This window comes from Flexivirga sp. (assembly GCF_051955415.1).
Classification (GTDB): domain Bacteria; phylum Actinomycetota; class Actinomycetes; order Actinomycetales; family Dermatophilaceae; genus Flexivirga.
This window is the reverse complement of sequence record NZ_JBQCGS010000059.1, coordinates 11,986-29,591: the sequence shown is the minus strand read 5'-3', so window position 1 is coordinate 29,591 and position 17,606 is coordinate 11,986. Positions and strand designations below refer to the sequence as shown.

Here is a 17,606-nt window from a genome sequence, read left to right as displayed (position 1 = left end):
CCTGGAAGATCATCTGGATGTCCCGGCGCATCGGCCGGAGCGCCTTCTCCTAGAGGTCGGCAATCTCACGTCCCTCGAACTCGATCGAGCCGGAGGTGGGTTCCAGCAGGCGGGTCACCAGGCGACCGGTCGTGGTCTTGCCACAGCCGGACTCTCCCACCAGGCCGAGCGTCTCACCCTTGGCCAGATCGAAGCTCACCCCGTCGACCGCGCGCGTCTGCAGGGTCTTGGGGAACAGCCCGGTGTATTCCTTCACCGGGAAGTGCTTCACCAGGTCCTTGACGGTCAGCAGGACGTCACGCTCACGCGACGACTCGTGCACGATCGGCTGCTCCGCCGGATGCGCCGAGCCGTCCGCCGACTCGCCGCTCCCCTTGGTGATGTCGACGGTGCTGCCGCTTGCGGCAGCGTCAGTGGTGTTGTCAGTCATCGATCACTCCAGGTTGGGGGCGACTTCGTCGGCGAAGATCGCAGCGGGGTCTGCCAGGTGGCAACGGGTGAGGCGTCCCGGCTCACCCGGCACCGGGAGGAACTCCGGCATCTCGGTCGCACACCGATTGTCCGGCACGCGGTCCGAGTAGGGACAACGAGGCCGGAACGAGCAGCCGTCGGGCAGGTTCAGCAAACTCGGCGGGTTGCCCGGGATCGGCTTGAGGTCCGAGCCGACATCGGCCGTCAATGACGGCACCGAGCTGAGCAGCCCCCAGGTGTAGGGCATGCGCGGGTTGGCCAGCACCTCCTGCGCGGTCCCCTTCTCGACGCTGCGGCCGGCATACATCACCAACACGTGATCGGCGACCTCCGCGACGACCGCCAGGTCGTGCGTGATCATGATGATGGCCGACCCGAACTCACGCTGCAGGTCGTTCATCAGGTCCAGGATCTGCGCCTGCACCGTCACGTCCAACGCGGTCGTCGGTTCGTCGGCGATGAGCAGCTTCGGGTCGTTGACGAGCCCGAGCGCGATCATCGCCCGCTGCCGCATGCCCCCGGAGAACTCGAACGGGTACTGCTTGGCCCGTCGGTCCGGGTTGGGCACGCCCACTCGGTCCAGCATCTCGACGGCGCGCTTGGCGGCCACCGACTTGGAGACCTTGTGGTGCGCCAGATAGGCCTCGGCGATCTGTGCACCGACCTTCTTGAAGGGGTGCAGGGAGGACTGCGGGTCCTGGAAGATCATCGCGACCGTCTCGCTGCGCAGCTTGCGGAACTCCGCCTGCGACAGGCCGACGAGCTCCTTGCCGTCCAGCTTGATGGAACCACTGATCCGGCTGCGCTTGGGGTCGTGCAGGCCCATGACCGCCATCGACGAGACGCTCTTACCGGACCCCGACTCGCCCACGATGGCCAGCGTCTGTCCGGCCTTCACCTCGTAGGAGACACCGTTGACCGCACTGATCAGGCCCTCCTCGGTCGGGAACTGCACCTGCAGGTCCTCGACCGTGAGGATGACCGGGGCGTTGGGGTCCAGCGGCGGACGCCGCTGAGTGCCCGGCTCGCCGGCCGGGGATGTCGTTGTCTGTGTCATGTCAGCTTCACTGTCGGGTCGACGGCAACGTAGAGCAGATCGACGAGGAGGTTTCCGAGGACGATGAACGTCGCGCCGACCAGGACTGTTCCCGCGATGACCGGCAGGTCATTCGTGCTGATCGCGTCCAGGCCGAGGCGTCCGATGCCCCGCACGTTGAACACCTGCTCGGTGAAGATGGAGCCCGACAGCTGCAGGGCCACATCGATCCCGATGAGGGTCAGGTAGGGAGCCACCGTCGCTCGCAACGCGTGCCGCCAGACGACGCGGCGCTCCGAGATGCCCTTGGACCGGGCTGTCCGCACGAAGTCGCTGGACAGCGTGTTGATCATGAAGGCGCGCACATAACGCACGTAGGCGGTGGCCGCGAACAGTCCGAAGATGATCCAGATCGCCAGGAACCCCTTGAACCAGGTGCCCGGATCCTGCGTCAGCGGCGTGTAACCGGTGGCCGGCAGGATCTTCCAGGTGAAGATCAAGTAGAGGTTCAGGATGAGCGCGATCGCGTAGTAGGGCATCGCGCTGATCACCTGGGAGACACCGACGAGGACACGGTCGAGAGGTGAGCCACGGTTACGTCCACACACCACGCCGAGCAACAGACCCACCGGGATGTAGACGATCATCCCGCCGAAGACGATGGCGAAGGTGACCGGCATGACCTGCTTGACCTGGTCGGTCACCGACTGGCTCTGCACGTAGGACCAGCCCAGACACGGTGCGTCGCAGTGGCCGATCACCTGACCGTCGTTGGTGATGTCGCGACCGGCGACCAGACCCTTGAGGTAGGTGCCGAACTGCGACACGACCGGCTTGTCCAGGCCGAGTGCGTGGTTGATGTCGTGCACCTTCTGGTTGGTGCACTTGGTGCCGCAGATCTGGTATGCGACGCCGTCCTTGGCCGGTCCGGTGAAGAACAGGCCGAAGGTCAGCACGATTGTCGCGAACAGCACCGAGATCGCAAGCAGCAATCTCCGGGCGATGTAGACGATCACGTAGTGGCTCCTCGAAAGATGATGACCCGCCGGTGACCGGGATGGCGGAGCCGACGCTCCCCAGCCCGGTCACCGGTGGTTGTGACGACGTGCGTCAGTTGCTGACCCAGAGCTGGGACAGGCTCGGCATGCTGATGATGGGGTTCAACCCGACGTTCTTGACGTTCTTGCCGAACGTCGCGGTGTTCATCGAGTAGTAGTCCGGCAGACCAGGCACGTACTTGGTCATGATCTCCTGGTCCAGCGCCGCCCACTCGGGCGCAGCCTTCTCCGGGTCCATCTTGCCGATCTTGTCCATCTTGGCATTGATCTCGGCGTTCTTGAACTGACCGACGGTGGTGCCGTCGGGGATGCCCTCGCCGCTGAACAGCACCGGGTAGACCGAGTCACCGGTCGGCCAGTCGTAGCACCAGCCGGGGGTGCCCTGCAGCATGTTGACCGGCGCGTTCGGGTCCGCGATCTTCTTGGTGCGCTCCGCCTTGGGGATCGGGAGGTCCTTCACCTTGAAGCCGGCAGCCGTCAGGCCGGCCTTACGGGCGGTGTTGGCCGCCACCGACTGGGGGTTGTCGCCGGTGTAGTAGTAGGACAGCTCGAACCCGAGCTTGCCGGCCTTCTTCAGGATCTCCTTGGCCTTGGCCGGGTCACCGTTGCCCTGGCCGGTGGCGTAGGGCAGCGGCGGGTACTTCTTGTAGCCCTGCAGGCTGGGCGCCGCGTATGTGGTCGCCGGCTGCAGGTTGATCTTGGACGTACCGCTGGCCTTGCGGATCTGGTTCCACGGGTAGGCGTAGCCGATCGCCTTACGAACGTTCAACGGAATCTTGTTGACGTTCATGTTGACGTAGTACTCACAGGACGAGGGACCGAGCGCGAACTGGTCCTTCTGCGCACCGGTCACCTTCGACTCCAGCGAGGAGTCGAGTGCGCCGATGTTGACGGTGTTGGAACCCACGCCGCTGTTGGCCAGGATGCGCTGCTGCGACGCCAGGTCGACGATCGCGAAGTTGATCTGCACCTTGTCCGGGTAGGCGTGCCGCACCGGGTCGGTCTTGGGGTCCCAGTTGGTGTTGCGCGACAGCACCATCTTGGAGCCGATGCTGTAGCTGTCCACCTTGTAGGGGCCGGTGGTCAGCGGGTGCTTCTGGTAGTCGTTCTTGGTGTCCTTGGCCTTGGGCACCGGGGTGAACTCCGGGAACGAGGCGAAGTAGTTGAACGAGGGGACCTTCTGGGTCAGGTGGAAGACCAGGGTGTCGTCGCCCTGGGTGGTGACGCCCTTGAAGTCGGCGTTGGGCTGCTTGTACGGGCCCAGGTAGCTCTTGCCACCGACCAGGAACTGACGCTGGTAGTCGGTGCCGTTGAGGGCGACGCTCTCCTTGGCGAAGGAGCGCTTGATGCCGTAGACGAAGTCCTCGATCTTGACCGGGGAGCCGTCGGAGTACTTCAGGCCGGGCTTGATCTTGAAGGTCCAGGTCAGACCATCCGCGGACGGGGTGCCGACGTTGGTCGCGAGGTCCGGCACGAGCACCGGCTTGCCGTTGACGATCTGGTACTGCGTCAGCGTGCGGTAGAGGTACTGCGTCGCGAACGCGTTGGAGTCGACGTAGTAGATGCCGGCCGGGTCCATGGTGGGCGGGTTCGACGAGTCGTCGATGTAGATCGTGCCGCCCTTCTTGGCACCCTTGACCTCCGGCGCCGGGCCCTTCAGGTCGGGGTTGGTCACGGCCTGGGCGGCCTTCGTCTGCTCCGCGGCCGCGGTGTTGTTGCCGCTGCCGCCGCCGTTGCTGCTGCCGCTGCCTGACGGACCTCCGCTGCTGCAGGCGGCCAACGACACCGCAGTGAAACCTGCAGCGGTCAGCGCGACCATTTTCGTCCAGCGCATTTGTGTTTCTCCCTTTTTCGTTACTTTCCGGCACAGCCCGGAAAGAGTCTGTGATGTGTCGTGCCGTGTGTCAGAGGTGCCGGAACCCGGGCGTCAGCGCCGGGTGTTGGGGTTGAAGGCGTCGGACACCGCGTCGCCCAGCAGGCTGAGGCACAGCACGAGGAGGAGCAATCCGGCGAGCGGCACGAGCATCGGCAGCGGGAAGGCCTGCATCTGCTGCTGACCCAGTGAGATGTCGAGGCCCCAGTCCGCGGTCGGCAGGCTGATGCCCACGCCGAGGTAGGAAAGCCCGGCTTCGAGTCCGATCAGCGCCGGAAGGGACGTGGTGAACGCCACCAGGATCACGCTGGTCAGGTTGGGCAGCATCTCCTTGAAGAGGATGCGTCCGGTGGGCGATCCGAGCGACCGGGCCGCCTGCACGAACTCCTTCTCGCGCAGGGCCAGCACCTCGCCGCGGATCAGGCGGCACAGGCCCGCCCAGCCGAAGATGGTCAGCGCGATGAAGACTGCGGCAATACGGATCTTCTGCTGCTCACTGGACGTCGCCTGTCCGCCGGGCACCAGGTAGTTGCTCATGATCGGCACCAGCGCGATCGCGAAGAGCAGGAACGGCAGGGACAGCACCAGGTCGACGAACCAGCCGATGACACGGTCGATCCAGCCGCCGAAGAAGCCGCTGACCAGGCCGAGGACCACGCCGATGATGGTGGTCACGACGGTGACGATCAGGGCGATCGAGAAGGACGGCCGGATGCCGTAGACGAACCGCGCGAAGACGTCGTACCCAGTGTTGGACGTGATGCCCAGCCAGTGCGACCCGTTGGTGTAGAACGTCGGCAGGTTGTCGTCGCCGATCAGGTTGTAGTTGGGCGCCGTCGGCGATTGGCCTTCGATGCCCGCAATGAGCGGGGCGAAGATGCCCATCAAGAGGAAGAGCACGATGATGACCGCGCAGGTGACGGCGATGCGGTCCTTGCGCAATCGCGCGAACGCGATCTGCGCCGGCGACTTGCTCTTCTGCCCCCCGTCGTCTCCGTGATCCGTCTTGCCCAGGACAGCCGTTGAACCGTCGGTGTGGTGAACTTCACCGACCTCGGTGAGCGTCTCGTTGACGCCGCCTGGCCCAGAGGTCATCGATCCTCCATACGAGTTTTGGATGCCGGCTTCGTCAGAACCGCCGACGCTTTCGTGGTCACTCAGCCGTGCCCCCGCCCGCTGCGACGGCACAACGATGCCACAGCGGACGGGGACCCGGAACTAGTCAAGGTGAAGGTCACCTAATCGTTACATTGTGTGAGTTGTGCCTCAGCCCACCCAGATCTGTGCGAAATCGGGCAGACCGTGGGTCGGATCGGGGATCACATTGTGCACCTTGTTGCCGAGCACCGAGCTCGCCTTGGAGTAGGACAGTGGGAGACCCATGACCTGCTCGGTCATCTTCTTGTCGAAGGCCAGCCACTCCGGCTCCGCGGCCGTCGGGTCCATCGCGCTGATCCGGTTGAGCTCCTTGTCGATCGCCGCGTCGCGCAGGTTGGCGACGGAGCGACCGTCCTTGGCAGTCGTCGAGCTGAACAGCTGCGGGTAGATCGAGTCGCCGGACGGCCAGTCGTAGCACCACGACTGGATGCCCTGCCCGACATTCTCCGGAGCGTTGGGGTCGTTGATCTTCTCGGAGAACTCGGCCTGGCTGACCGGGACGTCCTTGACCTTGAACCCGGCCTCCTGGAACGCCGCCTTCTTGGCGTTGTTCTCGGCCACGTCCTCGGTCTTGTCGCTCACGTAGTACCAAGACAGCTCGAAGCCCAGCTTGCCCGCCTTCTTCAGCATCGCCTTGGCCTTGGCCGGGTCGCCGCTGCCCTTGCCGATGAGACCGTTGACCGGGGGGTACTGCTGGATCCCCGGCACCTGGGGCGGCGCGTAGGTCGTCGCCGGATCCAAGGTCAGGGAGCTGTCACCCACCGCCTTGCGGGATTGGTCGTACGGGTAGGCGATCGCGATCGCCTTACGGACCTCGAGCGGGATCTTCTGGGAGTCCAGCGGCAGATAGGCCTCGCACGGAGACGGTCCGAAAACGATCTGCTTTGCCTGCGAGTTGACCTTCGAGCTCAGACTGGCATCCAGTCCGGAGATGTCGACGGTCGTCGCGCCGGATCCGGAGTTGGCCAGGATCTGCTGCTGCTGGGTCAACGCGGTGACGCCGAGCTTGACGTCGATGGTGTCCGGGTACTGGTGCCGGATCGGGTCCGACTGTGCGTCCCACTGGGGGTTCTTCTCCAGCACGATGCTGGTGCCCTTGCTGAAGCTCTTGAACTGGTAGGGGCCGGTGGCCAGCGGGTCCTTCTCGTAGGCGGCCTTCTTCTCCGCCGATTGTGGCACCGGGCTCGCGGCGGGGAACGCCAGATAGTAGGGCAGCGTCGGCCACTTGCGGGTGAGGTGGAAGATGACGGTGTCGTCGCCCTGCGAGGTGACGCCCTGGAAGTCCTTGCCGGCATCCTTGAACGGACCCTGGTAGGTGTCACCACCGACGAGGTAGGTCTTCAGGTAGGGCACGGGGCCGTTGCCGCCGAGGTTCTCGTCGAAGGACCGTTTGATGGCGTAGACGAAGTCGGCCGCCTTGACCGGCTGGCCGTTGCTGTACTTCATGCCCGGCTTGATCTTGAAGGTCCAGGTCTTGCCGTCCGCGGACTCCTTGCCCAGACCTTGCGCCAGGTCGGGCACCAGCGTGGAGACACCGTCCTTGCTCACCTGGTAACCGGTCAGACCGCGCGTCACCAGCTCGGACAGGATCGTCATCGAGAACTCGTAGTAGGCGCCGGCGGGGTCGAAGGTCGGCGGCGCGCCGGCGGCGGTGATCGTCAGCGTCCCGCCCTTCTTCGCCCCGGAGATCTCCGGCGCGGGGCCCTTGACCGAGGCGTCCATCGCCGAGGACTTCACCTTGGCCCTGGGACTCGACGACGACTTCGACGAGTTGTTGCTCTTGCTGCTCGGGCCGCTGCTGCTGCACGCGGCCAACGGCATGGCGATCATGACCACGGCCGCGGCGATCTTGCTCGACCTACGCATGTTTATCTCCGATTCGGTGAAGCGACGGGACGATCTCTGAACGCTGCCACGAACACCCATGGCGCGTGCGGCATTTACAGCCGGCGAAACGAGATCGTTACTTGTTTACCATCACGCCTCACCGGCGCGGGCTCAATTGGCCTGATCGTCCGTACCTCGGATGACCGAGCGCAGCGACAGCCACCGCGGACCGAGGTTCTGCTCCCATCCCCGGTCGGTGGGTCGGTAGTAGTCGGCGTCGACCAGGTCGTCCGGGAGGAACTGCTGGTGACCGACCCCGGACGGCTCGTCGTGGGTGTAGCGGTAGCCGTCGCCGTGCCCCCACGCGGCCGCACCGGCATACCCCGAACCCCGCAGGTGCGGCGGCACCGCTCCCCCGCGGCCGGCGCGGACGTCCTCGATGGCCGCATTGATGCCGCGGTATGCGGCGTTCGACTTCGGCGCGAGCGCGTTGTGCACCACCGCCTGGCCCAGGATGATGCGCGCCTCCGGCATACCGATCTGGGCGACCGCGTGCATCGCCGCGACAGCCGTCTGCAGGGCGGTCGGGTCCGCCATACCGACGTCCTCGCTGGCGCTGATCACGATCCTCCGGGCGATGAAGCGCGGGTCCTCGCCGGCCTCCAGCATGCGTGCCAGGTAGTGCAGCGCCGCGTCGACGTCGCTGCCGCGCATCGACTTGATGAGCGCGCTGGCCACGTCGTAATGCTGATCACCCGCACGGTCATAGCGCACCGCCGCAGTCGCCATCGCCTGCTCGACGTGCGCCAGCTCGATGGGGATCGGGTGCACCTCCGGCCCGGTGGCGTCCTGGGCGACGCCCGCCGCCGCTTCCAGAGCCGTCAGAGACCGCCGAGCATCGCCGCCGGCCATCCGGACCAAGTGCGCGCGGCCCTCGTCGGAGAGAGTGAACTTCCCTGCCAGACCTCGGGGCTCGGTCACCGCGTCGTCCAGCAATGCAGCGACGTCGTCGTCGTCGAGTGACTCCAGCCGCACCAGCATCGAGCGGGAGAGCAGCGGCGCGATGACGCTGAAGCTCGGATTCTCGGTCGTGGCCGCGACAAGGACGACCAGCCGGTTCTCGACACCCGGCAGTAAGGCGTCCTGTTGCGCCTTGCTGAACCGATGGATCTCGTCGAGGAACAGCACCGTCTGGCGCCCGTAGAGGCTGCGGTCGCGAGTGGCCTGCTCCATCACCGCGCGGACGTCCTTGACGCCGGCGTTGATCGCCGACAGCTCGACGAAGCGCCGGTCCGCAGCATGGGCGACCAGGTGGGCAAGCGTCGTCTTGCCGGTGCCGGGTGGCCCCCACAGGATCGCCGAGATCGGCCCGGCCGCCCCGCGTGCGCCCTCGATCAACCGGCGCAGCGGACTGCCCTGCTGGAGCGCGTCGCGCTGGCCGCGGACCTCCTCCACCGAGCGCGGTCGCATCCGGACGGCGAGCGGCGCGCTCGTCGCTCCACCGGAGGTGTCGTCGCCAGTGGCGCTGAACAGATCATCGGACACCCATGACACGCTAATGCCCGTGCCGGACACCATGATTCGCCGCCTCCCGGGCGACGCACTGCACGAATTGTTCCCCGAGGATCCCTTCCTGCGATGGGACCTCGCACACCCGCATACCTCCGACATCTGGGTGCACGGTGATGCCGTTGCGTTCCAGCGCCATTCACACTCCCGTCACATCCACGGCATCTCGGTGCTGGGTGGCCAGGACGTGCCCGCACTGCTGGACGCCGTACTCGAGGAACTGCCCCCGGACGTCAACGGACTCGCGGTCGAGCGGCAGTTCCTGGCGCTGGTGCAACAACGGCTCGGTAGCCGGCTCGCGGCCGGCGGCGACTGGGACTGGATGTGGACCGAGCTCGCGCCGCCGCGCGCACCGGCCGAGCCGGAACTCGTCGAACTGGACGACCTGCGGGACGCTACCGAGATCACCGCCCTGAACCAGGTCGGCAATCCGACCGCCGAGTCCGAACCCGGCACCGGCCGGACCCGACTCTGGCTCGGCGCACGGGAGTCCGGTCGGCTGATCGCCGCCGGCGCCATGCACCTGACCCCCGCAGGTGCGCCGCACCTGGCCGGCATCGTCGTCCACCCGCGGGCGCGCGGGCGTGGCCTCGGCGTCGCCGTCACCGGCGGCCTCGCCCGGCGGGCGGTCGACGAGTACGGCGTCTGCAGCCTCGGCATGTATGCCGACAACGACCGCGCCCGCGCGATCTACGAGCGTCTCGGCTTCCGCGTCGCCCGGGCCTGGGCCAGCCGGCGACTGCTCCCCAGCGATACCGACCGGTAACCGTCGGTCATGATGGCGCCATGGCACCCCACGAAACTCTCCCCCGCTGCGCTCCTCCGATACTTCGCGGGGACCCCGCATGAGCGAACTCGGTGCCGCGCTCCGGCTGGAGCGATCCGGCCACGACTGGACCGGCGAACTCAGCGACGACTGGGCGATCGGGACGGCGACCAACGGCGGCCTGCTGATGGCACTTGCCGGCAAGGCCGCAGCCGGTTGCAGCGTCGCCGGGGGCGGCCACCGGGATCCGTTGAGCCTCTCCGCTGTGTTCCTCTCCCCCGGCGGCCCGGGTCCGGTGCTGCTGCGCCCGACGATCCTGCGTGTCGGTCGCTCGATGACGACAGCGCAGGTCAGCGTCATACAGCAGGACGACGGAGACGAGGTGGAGCGGCTGCGCGCCCACGTGACACTGGGCGACCTCGACAGGTACGCCGAACCGGTGCTGAAAACCGTTGCGGCACCGTCTATTCCGTCACCGGAGCAGTGCGCCTCCGCGAAGGATGCGCCGCCGAACGTGCTGCTCGACTCTGGCTTCCTCCGACGCCTCGACCTGCGGATGGACCCCGCCACCGTCGGTTGGGCCCTGGGCACGCCGAGCGGTGCGGGCGAGCTGCGTGGCTGGTTGCGGCTCGCGGACGGCACCGATTTCGACGCGGTGAGCCTGTTGCTTGCGCTCGACGCGTTCCCGCCGGTGTCGTTCGATCTCGGGTCGGTGGGCTGGGTGCCGACCGTGGAGTTCACCGGTTATGTGCGCGGCACACCGGCGCCCGGTTGGCTGCAGCTGCGGCTGCACACCGAGCACGTCGCGGGCGGGCTGCTCAACGAGGACTGCCAGGTGTGGGATTCCACCGGACGGCTCGTCGCGCACTCGCGGCAGTTGGCGTCCGCCCGCTTCCCCGCCTCGACCGCCGACTGACGCAACTGACGCCGAGTGACGCATTTTCAAATGCGGCACTCGGCGTCGAGTGCGTCACTCGGCGTGCGCGGCCTCGGACTTCTCGCCCTTCTTCTCCGGCGTGGCGTCGACGCCAGCCTCCTTGCGCTGGGCGGCGGTGATCGGCGCGGGCGCAGCGGTCAGCGGGTCGTAGCCGCCGCCCGACTTCGGGAAGGCGATGACCTCACGGATCGAGTCGGTGCCGGCGAGCAGCGCGCAGATGCGGTCCCAGCCGAACGCGATGCCGCCGTGCGGCGGTGCACCGAAGGCGAACGCGTCGAGCAGGAAGCCGAACTTCTCCTGCGCCTCCTCCTCGGACAGGCCCATCACCTTGAACACTCGCTCCTGAATGTCCTTGCGGTGGATACGGATCGAGCCGCCGCCGATCTCGTTTCCGTTGCAGACCATGTCGTAGGCGTAGGCGAGTGCCGAGCCGGGGTCGGTGTCGAAGGTGTCGAGGTACTCCTTCTTCGGCATCGTGAACGCGTGGTGCACCGCGGTCCAGGCACCGGCACCGACCGCGACGTCACCGGAGGCGACGGCGTCCGCGGCCGGTTCGAAGAGTGGCGCGTCCAGCACCCACAGGAAGGACCACTTCGACTCGTCGATGAGTCCGCAACGGCGGCCGATCTCCAGCCGGGCCGCCCCGAGCAGCGCACGGGAGGACTTGGCGTCGCCCGCGGCGAAGAAGATGCAGTCGCCCGGCTGGGCGCCGACGTGAGCCGGCAGCGCCGCGATCTCGGCCTCGGTGAGGTTCTTGGCGACCGGACCGGTGAGGGTGCCGTCGTCCTGCACGAGGATGTAGGCCAGCCCCTTCGCGCCGCGCTGCTTGGCCCACTCCTGCCAGGCGTCGAGCTGGCGGCGGGGCTGCGACGCACCACCGGGCATGACGACCGCGCCGACATACGGCGCCTGGAAGACGCGGAACGTGGTGTCCTTGAAAAGCTCTGTGCACTCGACGAGTTCGAGGTCGAAGCGCAGGTCGGGCTTGTCCGAGCCTTACTTCGCCATCGCGTCGGCATACGTCATCTGCGGGAACGGCGTCGGGATGTCCACCCCGATGACCTGCCACAGCGCCTTGGCGATCGCCTCGCCGAGTTCGATGATGTCGGACTGCTCGACGAAGCTCATCTCGATGTCGAGTTGGGTGAACTCCGGCTGCCGGTCGGCGCGGAAGTCCTCGTCGCGGTAGCAGCGCGCGATCTGGTAGTAGCGCTCCATGCCGGCGACCATCAGCAGCTGCTTGAACAGCTGGGGGCTCTGCGGCAGGGCGTACCAGCTGCCCGGCTGCAGGCGAGCAGGCACCAGGAAGTCGCGCGCGCCTTCCGGGGTGGAGCGGGTCAGCGTCGGCGTCTCGATCTCCACGAAGTCACGTTCGGCCAGCACCGCGCGGGCCGCGGCGTTGACCTTGGAACGCAGCCGGATCGCACCGCCTTGCGCCGGCCGGCGCAGGTCCAGGTAGCGGTGCTTGAGGCGTGCTTCCTCGCCGACGTTGATGCGTTCGTCGATCTGGAAGGGCAGCGGCGCGGACTCGCTGAGCACGTCGATCTCGTCGGCGACGACGTCGATCTCGCCGGTCGGCAGGTCGGCGTTGACGTCCTTGGCGTCCCGCGGCGTGACCGTGCCGGTCACCGTGATGCAGTATTCGTTGCGCAGGCCGTGCGCGGCACCGGTCAGCACCTCGTCGCGAGCGACGACCTGGACGACGCCGCTGGCGTCGCGCAGGTCGAGGAAGGCGACGCCGCCGTGGTCGCGGCGGCGGGCCACCCAGCCGGCAAGGGTCACGGTCTGTCCGGCGTCGGCCGCACGCAGCGTGCCGGCGTCATGGTTTCGAAGCATGATTGCGTTTCCTTTCGGGTTGGTTCCCGTCAAGGTCGCGCTGTCGGCCACCTTGTCGAGAAGGCAGCCCTGGAGGTGTGGGCGGGGGCCAGATCGCGGTGCCACCACACCTTCGCCGAGGAGACCTCGGCCTCTCGTCGGTGTCGCCGGACGCGCGGCCCGTGGCCTGCGCCCGTCGTATGGCGAGCCTGCGTCATACGACCGGACGTCCGGTGGGTCGTCACTCCACCACCACGTGCGACGTCCATCCTACGACGCGGGATGTGCTCCCCGGAAATCAATATGCGACCGTGGTGCACTGCTTCTACCCACGGTAGAATCGGTGGATGGCGACGCTCAACATCAAGGACCCCGAAGTGCACCGGATGGCGCACGAGCTTGCCACGCGTCGTCATACCACCGCCACCGGCGCGGTCCGCGACGCCCTGGCCAAAGCACTCGCGGAGGACGATTCCGCGACTGTGCCCAACGGCGAAGAGATCCTCGAAGAGATCCGCGAGATCGCCCGCCGCTCCGCCGCACGACCGGAGCCATTCTTGAGTGACGACGACCTCTACGACGAGAACGGCCTGCCGAAGTAGCCACATGATCGTCGACACATCAGCCCTCATCGCGATCCTCAAGGAAGAGCCAGAAGCAGATCAGTTGATGAGAGTGCTGGCGAGCCGCCCGTCACGGATATCAGCACCAACACTCTTCGAGACGATGATTGTGGGCACTCCCGCTCGTCGGCTCGACGTGCGCGGACTGCTCGAAATGACCGCGACGAACGTCGTGCCATTCGATCGGAATCTGACTGAACTCGCGGCCACAGCACACGAGCAGTTCGGCCGCGGCAGCGGATCGCCGGCGAAGCTCAACTTCGGTGACTGCTTCAGCTACGCGCTCGCCAAGGCGTATGACGAGCCGCTGCTCTTCAAGGGTGACGACTTCTCGCACACCGACGTCCGGTCTGCGCTGTCCTGAGGACTCCGTGGACTGGCACGCCTAGGCTGATCCGATGACGACGTGCGACCACCCCGGGGTGCTGCTGGCGTCGGGGGCGACGGCGCTGGTCTACGAACTGGACGACCGGCGGGTGTTGCGCCGGTACCGGGATCCCGCCCACGCGACCGGCCGGGCGGCGGCCGCGACGCGGATTGCCGGAGATGCCGGTGTGCCGACGCCGCGCGTGCTCGCCGCCCACGGACCCGACCTGGTGCTCGAACGCGTCGACGGTCCGACGATGCTCGCCGAGATGACGAGCGGCGCGGTCGCCGAGCAGTTGCCGATGCGCGAGGCCATGGCGATGCTGGCCGACCTGCACCGCCGCACGCACCGGGTCCGGATGCCGCAGGGCGAACGCGAACTGCCGCGGTTACCGGGCGGCGACAGTCTGCTGCATCTGGACCTGCACCCGAACAACGTGCTGATGGCCGCGGACGGTCCGCAGCTGATCGACTGGGAGAACGCCTCGTGGGGTCCGCCCGGTTTCGATGTCGCGGTGACCGCGGTGATCCTGGCGTGTTACGCGCTGGCCTACCGCACCGAGGACGACGCGGTTGATGCCACAGACCTGCTCGACGCGTTCCTCCGGAGCGCCGAACCGCTCACTCACCTGTCCGACGCCGTCGATTTCCGCCGTGAACGGGTCGACTTCATGCCGGCGGCGGAGGCCGCCCAACTGGACAACGCCGCCGGGCTGGTGCGCTACCTGGCGGACCGTTCGGGTCAGTAGTCCGGTCAGTGGTCGTCGATCCCGCGCTCGTCGAGGATCATGCCGACCCTGACGTCGTACTCGATGACGATCGCGAGCAGGTCGAGCACCACGGCGCACAATTCCTCGCCCGCGAGCTCCTGCATCTCCCGGATTGTCGCCACCTGCTGACCGGTGACCATCCGGTGCAGGCGCCGATCCTCGGCGGCCGTTGTCGGGTAGTCGTCCCGCACCACGGTCAGCACGTGGCGAAAGTCGGCCATTGCCAGTGGTTTCCATGTCGCCATCGGCTCGAGCACGATGTCGGCGGCGTCGACCCACAAGCCATGGCCGAGCTCATGGGCATCCAGCACCGCGCGGAAGGCGTACATGTGGGCGGCCAGCGACAGCGGCGAGGCCGCACCGTAGTCGTCATACGGCAGACGTTCGGCCTTCCGGAGGTACGTCATCGCCTTGTCCGTCTGTTCGGCCTCGAGCGCGGCGACGGCCTTGTGCAGCAGGTTCGTCGCGGCCTCGTGCATCGCGAGGCTCTGACCCTGCAGTGCTCCGTGCTTGCGGTGCTCGATGTCGCCGAAACCACGTTCGCTCGGAGCCGTGGGGATGTCGAAGGCGTCAGTCATCGGATTCGGCGTCCAGATAGAACCAGCGCCCACCGCGCTTGGCGAACCGGCTGCGTTCGCGCAGCTCTCCCCCGTCGTAGGACGCGACGAAATCCACCACACCGCTGTCGTCGTCGGCCGCGCCATCGCGAACATCCACGATCCGCAGCCCCGTCCACCTGATCGAGGGGTCGAGTGCCACCTGCGACGGACGCGTCCTGGGATGCCAGGTGCGCCACAGGTGCTCCCGGTTGCCGTAGCAGTAGGCGGTGTAACGCGATCGCATCAACTCCTCCGCGGTCGCCGCGAGTCGCTCCGTGGCCAGCAACGGACCGCAGCAGTCGTCATACGGCGTGCCGGACCCGCAGGGGCAGGGATCGTCGAGAGTCATCGTCCACACCGTAGACCGGTCCGGCGCCGGTGCACGGCTGGCCCTAGGCTGGTGAGCCGTGTCGAAAGTGTTGAACTCCATCCCCGTCGGCGAACGCGTCGGCATCGCCTTCTCCGGTGGCCTGGACACCTCGGTGGCCGTGGCCTGGATGCGTGACAAGGGCGCCGTCCCCTGCACCTACACCGCGGATCTCGGTCAATACGACGAGCTGGACATCGAGTCGGTGCCCGGTCGCGCGGGTCAGTACGGCGCGGAGCTGTCCCGCCTGGTCGACTGCAAGCGACAACTGGTCGAGGAGGGCTTGGCGGCGATCGCCTGCGGCGCTTTCCACATCCGCTCCGGCGGACGGGTCTACTTCAACACCACCCCGCTCGGCCGGGCCGTCACCGGCACGCTGCTGGTGCGCGCGATGCGCGAGGACGGCGTCTCGATCTGGGGCGACGGTTCCACCTACAAGGGCAACGACATCGAGCGGTTCTACCGTTACGGACTGTTGGCCAACCCGGACCTGCGCATCTACAAACCGTGGCTGGACGCACAGTTCGTCGACGAGCTCGGCGGCCGCCACGAGATGTCGGAGTGGCTGAAGGCTAAGGACCTTCCCTATCGCGACTCGACCGAGAAGGCCTACTCCACCGATGCCAACATTCTCGGTGCGACGCACGAGGCCAAGAAGCTTGAGCACCTCGACACCTCCCTGGAGATCGTCGAACCCATCATGGGCGTTCGGTTCTGGGATCCGCAGGTGACGATCGAAACCGAAGACGTGACCGTGCGATTCGAGCGCGGCCGGCCGGTGTCGATCAACGGGCAGCCGTTCGACGACGTCGTCGACCTGTTCAAGCTGGCCAACGAGATCGGCGGCCGGCACGGCCTGGGCATGTCGGACCAGATCGAGAACCGCATCATCGAGGCGAAGTCCCGCGGGATCTACGAGGCGCCGGGTCTGGCGCTGCTGTTCGCGGCATACGAGCGACTGGTCAACGCCATACACAACGAGGACACCGTCGCGCAGTACCACAACGAGGGCCGTCGGCTGGGTCGGCTGCTCTACGAAGGCCGTTGGTTCGACCCGCAGTCGTTGATGATCCGTGAGGGCCTGTTGCGCTGGGTCGCCTCGGCGGTGACCGGTGAGGTCGTGCTGCGGCTGCGCCGCGGCGAGGACTACTCGATCGTCGACACCCGTGGCGAGGGCTTCAGCTACCACCCCGACAAGCTGTCCATGGAGCGCACCGAGGACGCCGCGTTCGGCCCGACCGACCGCATCGGCCAACTCACCATGCGCAACCTCGACATCGCCGACACCCGCTCCAAGCTGGAGCTGTATGCCGGACTCGGTGCGCTCCCCCAGCGCGACACTGATCTGGTCGGCGAGCTGAAACCCGGTGGTGCTGCGGCCATTTCGGCCAATCCGTCCGTCGAGTCCGATGAGGACGAAGCTCTCGACCGGGCCGCCATCGACTTCGGTGTCGACTGAGCGGTGACGGATCAACCTCTCGTCACCGACACCGCCCTCGTCATCGAGGGCGGTGCCATGCGCGGCGCGCACTCCGCCGGCCTGATCGTCGCTCTCATCGAAGCCGGTATCCGGTTGCCGTGGGTGGTCGGCATCTCGGCCGGCGCGACCAATGCGTCCAACTTCGTGACCCGGGACGCGTGGCGAGCTCACGCCTCGTTCACCACCTTCGCGCAGGAGCGCGACTTCGGCGGATGGCGCACGTTCGTCCGCGGCAAGGGCATCTTCAACTCCCAGTTCATCTACCAGGAGTCCGGGCTGCCGGACAACGTGCTGCCGTTCGACTGGCAGGCGTATGTCGAGTCGCCGATGGAGTGGAAGATCGGCGCGTTCGACGCCACCACGGGCGAGACCGTCTACTGGGGCCGCGACGACATGAAGACGCTGCCGGACCTGCTCGCGCGCGTGCAGGCGTCCGCGTCGATGCCGGTGCTGATGCCCGGGGTCAGGCTCGACGGCCATCTGTACGTCGACGGAGCGCTCGGCACCTCGGGTGGCATCGCGCTGGACGCCGCGCAGTCCGACGGTTTCGAGAAATTCTTCGTGGTCCTGACCCAGGAGCGCGACTACGTCAAGGAGCCACAGAACCACCTGCGCTTCGTCCGGCAGTACTACCGTCGCTATCCAGCGGTGGCCGACGCGATGACCACCCGGGCGGACCGCTACAACCGGACCCGGGAGGAGCTCTTCGAGCTCGAAAAGGCGGGCAAAGCCTACGTTTTCGCGCCACAGATCGCCCCGGTCAGCAACGGCGAGCGTCGCCTACCCGTGCTGGAAGCCATGTACCGCGCCGGATACGACCAGGCGCAGCGCGAGCTGCCCGCCATACAGGAATTCCTCGGCCTGGCCTGAGCAGTCGGCCGGCTCGGTGCG

Annotated in this window: 17 protein-coding genes and 1 pseudogene; 8 read left to right on the top strand and 10 right to left on the bottom strand. The window is 67.0% G+C overall.

What is annotated here, in order from left to right; genetic code table 11:
- Nucleotides 1-49 precede the first annotated feature (49 nt).
- From ACTHL4_RS10255 to ACTHL4_RS10230, 6 genes are all read right to left on the bottom strand, one after another.
- Nucleotides 50-430, bottom strand: coding sequence for an ATP-binding cassette domain-containing protein (locus tag ACTHL4_RS10255; protein ID WP_440282660.1), 381 nt, complete (start codon nucleotides 428-430; stop codon nucleotides 50-52).
- 3 nt (nucleotides 431-433) lie between these two features.
- Nucleotides 434-1,528 carry an ABC transporter ATP-binding protein gene (locus tag ACTHL4_RS10250; protein ID WP_440282659.1) on the bottom strand — a complete coding sequence of 365 codons (1,095 nt, stop codon included), beginning with the start codon at nucleotides 1,526-1,528 and terminating at the stop codon, nucleotides 434-436.
- A complete protein-coding gene (locus tag ACTHL4_RS10245) occupies nucleotides 1,525-2,523 on the bottom strand; it encodes an ABC transporter permease (RefSeq protein WP_440282658.1) in 999 nt (332 codons plus the stop codon). The genes ACTHL4_RS10250 and ACTHL4_RS10245 overlap by 4 nt, the downstream gene beginning before the upstream one ends.
- Nucleotides 2,524-2,617: 94 nt before the next feature.
- A complete protein-coding gene (locus ACTHL4_RS10240) occupies nucleotides 2,618-4,399 on the bottom strand; it encodes an ABC transporter substrate-binding protein (RefSeq protein WP_440282657.1) in 1,782 nt (593 codons plus the stop codon).
- Between the two features lie 93 nt (nucleotides 4,400-4,492).
- On the bottom strand, nucleotides 4,493-5,533 hold the full coding sequence (locus ACTHL4_RS10235) for an ABC transporter permease (RefSeq protein ID WP_440282656.1): 1,041 nt from the start codon (nucleotides 5,531-5,533) through the stop codon (nucleotides 4,493-4,495).
- Between the two features lie 171 nt (nucleotides 5,534-5,704).
- Nucleotides 5,705-7,318 carry an ABC transporter substrate-binding protein gene (locus tag ACTHL4_RS10230; protein WP_440282655.1) on the bottom strand — a complete coding sequence of 538 codons (1,614 nt, stop codon included), beginning with the start codon at nucleotides 7,316-7,318 and terminating at the stop codon, nucleotides 5,705-5,707.
- Between ACTHL4_RS10230 and ACTHL4_RS10225 the strand changes: the two genes are divergently transcribed.
- Nucleotides 7,302-7,502 (top strand): hypothetical protein, encoded by a 201-nt coding sequence (locus ACTHL4_RS10225; protein WP_440282654.1) that lies wholly within the window; start codon nucleotides 7,302-7,304, stop codon nucleotides 7,500-7,502. The two genes, ACTHL4_RS10230 and ACTHL4_RS10225, sit on opposite strands and share 17 nt — an antisense overlap.
- Before the next feature lie 92 nt (nucleotides 7,503-7,594).
- Here the strand turns inward: ACTHL4_RS10225 and ACTHL4_RS10220 are convergent, their stop codons facing one another.
- Entirely contained in the window at nucleotides 7,595-9,001 is a 1,407-nt protein-coding gene (locus ACTHL4_RS10220; protein WP_440282653.1) for a replication-associated recombination protein A, read from the bottom strand.
- On the opposite strand from ACTHL4_RS10220, the gene ACTHL4_RS10215 reads away from it, so the two are divergent.
- Nucleotides 8,988-9,758, top strand: a complete 771-nt coding sequence (locus ACTHL4_RS10215) for a GNAT family N-acetyltransferase (RefSeq protein WP_440282652.1) — start codon at nucleotides 8,988-8,990, stop codon at nucleotides 9,756-9,758. The genes ACTHL4_RS10220 and ACTHL4_RS10215 overlap by 14 nt on opposite strands.
- A 79-nt stretch (nucleotides 9,759-9,837) precedes the next feature.
- The gene (locus ACTHL4_RS10210; protein ID WP_440282651.1) at nucleotides 9,838-10,674 is read left to right on the top strand and encodes a thioesterase family protein; all 837 of its coding nucleotides are present in this window, start codon (nucleotides 9,838-9,840) and stop codon (nucleotides 10,672-10,674) included.
- Nucleotides 10,675-10,728: 54 nt separating this feature from the next.
- On the opposite strand, the pseudogene aspS reads toward ACTHL4_RS10210, so the two are convergent.
- Nucleotides 10,729-12,531 (bottom strand): annotated as a pseudogene (gene aspS, locus ACTHL4_RS10205) (aspartate--tRNA ligase).
- A 326-nt stretch (nucleotides 12,532-12,857) separates the two neighbouring features.
- On the opposite strand from aspS, the gene ACTHL4_RS10200 reads away from it, so the two are divergent.
- The 3 genes from ACTHL4_RS10200 to ACTHL4_RS10190 are packed head-to-tail and all read left to right on the top strand — an operon-like array spanning nucleotide 12,858 to nucleotide 14,248.
- On the top strand, nucleotides 12,858-13,112 hold the full coding sequence (locus tag ACTHL4_RS10200; protein ID WP_440282650.1) for a type II toxin-antitoxin system VapB family antitoxin: 255 nt from the start codon (nucleotides 12,858-12,860) through the stop codon (nucleotides 13,110-13,112).
- A gap of 4 nt (nucleotides 13,113-13,116) precedes the next feature.
- Complete coding sequence (locus tag ACTHL4_RS10195; RefSeq protein WP_440282649.1) at nucleotides 13,117-13,497, top strand: type II toxin-antitoxin system VapC family toxin; 381 nt, start codon at nucleotides 13,117-13,119, stop codon at nucleotides 13,495-13,497.
- 34 nt (nucleotides 13,498-13,531) lie between these two features.
- Entirely contained in the window at nucleotides 13,532-14,248 is a 717-nt protein-coding gene (locus tag ACTHL4_RS10190; protein ID WP_440282648.1) for a phosphotransferase, read from the top strand.
- A 5-nt stretch (nucleotides 14,249-14,253) separates the two neighbouring features.
- Here the strand turns inward: ACTHL4_RS10190 and ACTHL4_RS10185 are convergent, their stop codons facing one another.
- Entirely contained in the window at nucleotides 14,254-14,748 is a 495-nt protein-coding gene (locus ACTHL4_RS10185) for a hypothetical protein (protein ID WP_440282647.1), read from the bottom strand.
- A gap of 91 nt (nucleotides 14,749-14,839) precedes the next feature.
- The gene (locus tag ACTHL4_RS10180) at nucleotides 14,840-15,217 is read right to left on the bottom strand and encodes a YchJ family protein (RefSeq protein WP_440282646.1); all 378 of its coding nucleotides are present in this window, start codon (nucleotides 15,215-15,217) and stop codon (nucleotides 14,840-14,842) included.
- Between the two features lie 58 nt (nucleotides 15,218-15,275).
- Here ACTHL4_RS10180 and argG point away from each other — a divergent pair, with 58 nt between their 5' ends.
- Both argG and ACTHL4_RS10170 read left to right on the top strand, forming a co-directional pair.
- Nucleotides 15,276-16,694 carry an argininosuccinate synthase gene (gene argG / locus ACTHL4_RS10175; RefSeq protein ID WP_440282645.1) on the top strand — a complete coding sequence of 473 codons (1,419 nt, stop codon included), beginning with the start codon at nucleotides 15,276-15,278 and terminating at the stop codon, nucleotides 16,692-16,694.
- Between the two features lie 3 nt (nucleotides 16,695-16,697).
- The gene (locus ACTHL4_RS10170; protein ID WP_440282644.1) at nucleotides 16,698-17,585 is read left to right on the top strand and encodes a patatin-like phospholipase family protein; all 888 of its coding nucleotides are present in this window, start codon (nucleotides 16,698-16,700) and stop codon (nucleotides 17,583-17,585) included.
- The last annotated feature ends 21 nt before the right edge of the window (nucleotides 17,586-17,606 follow it).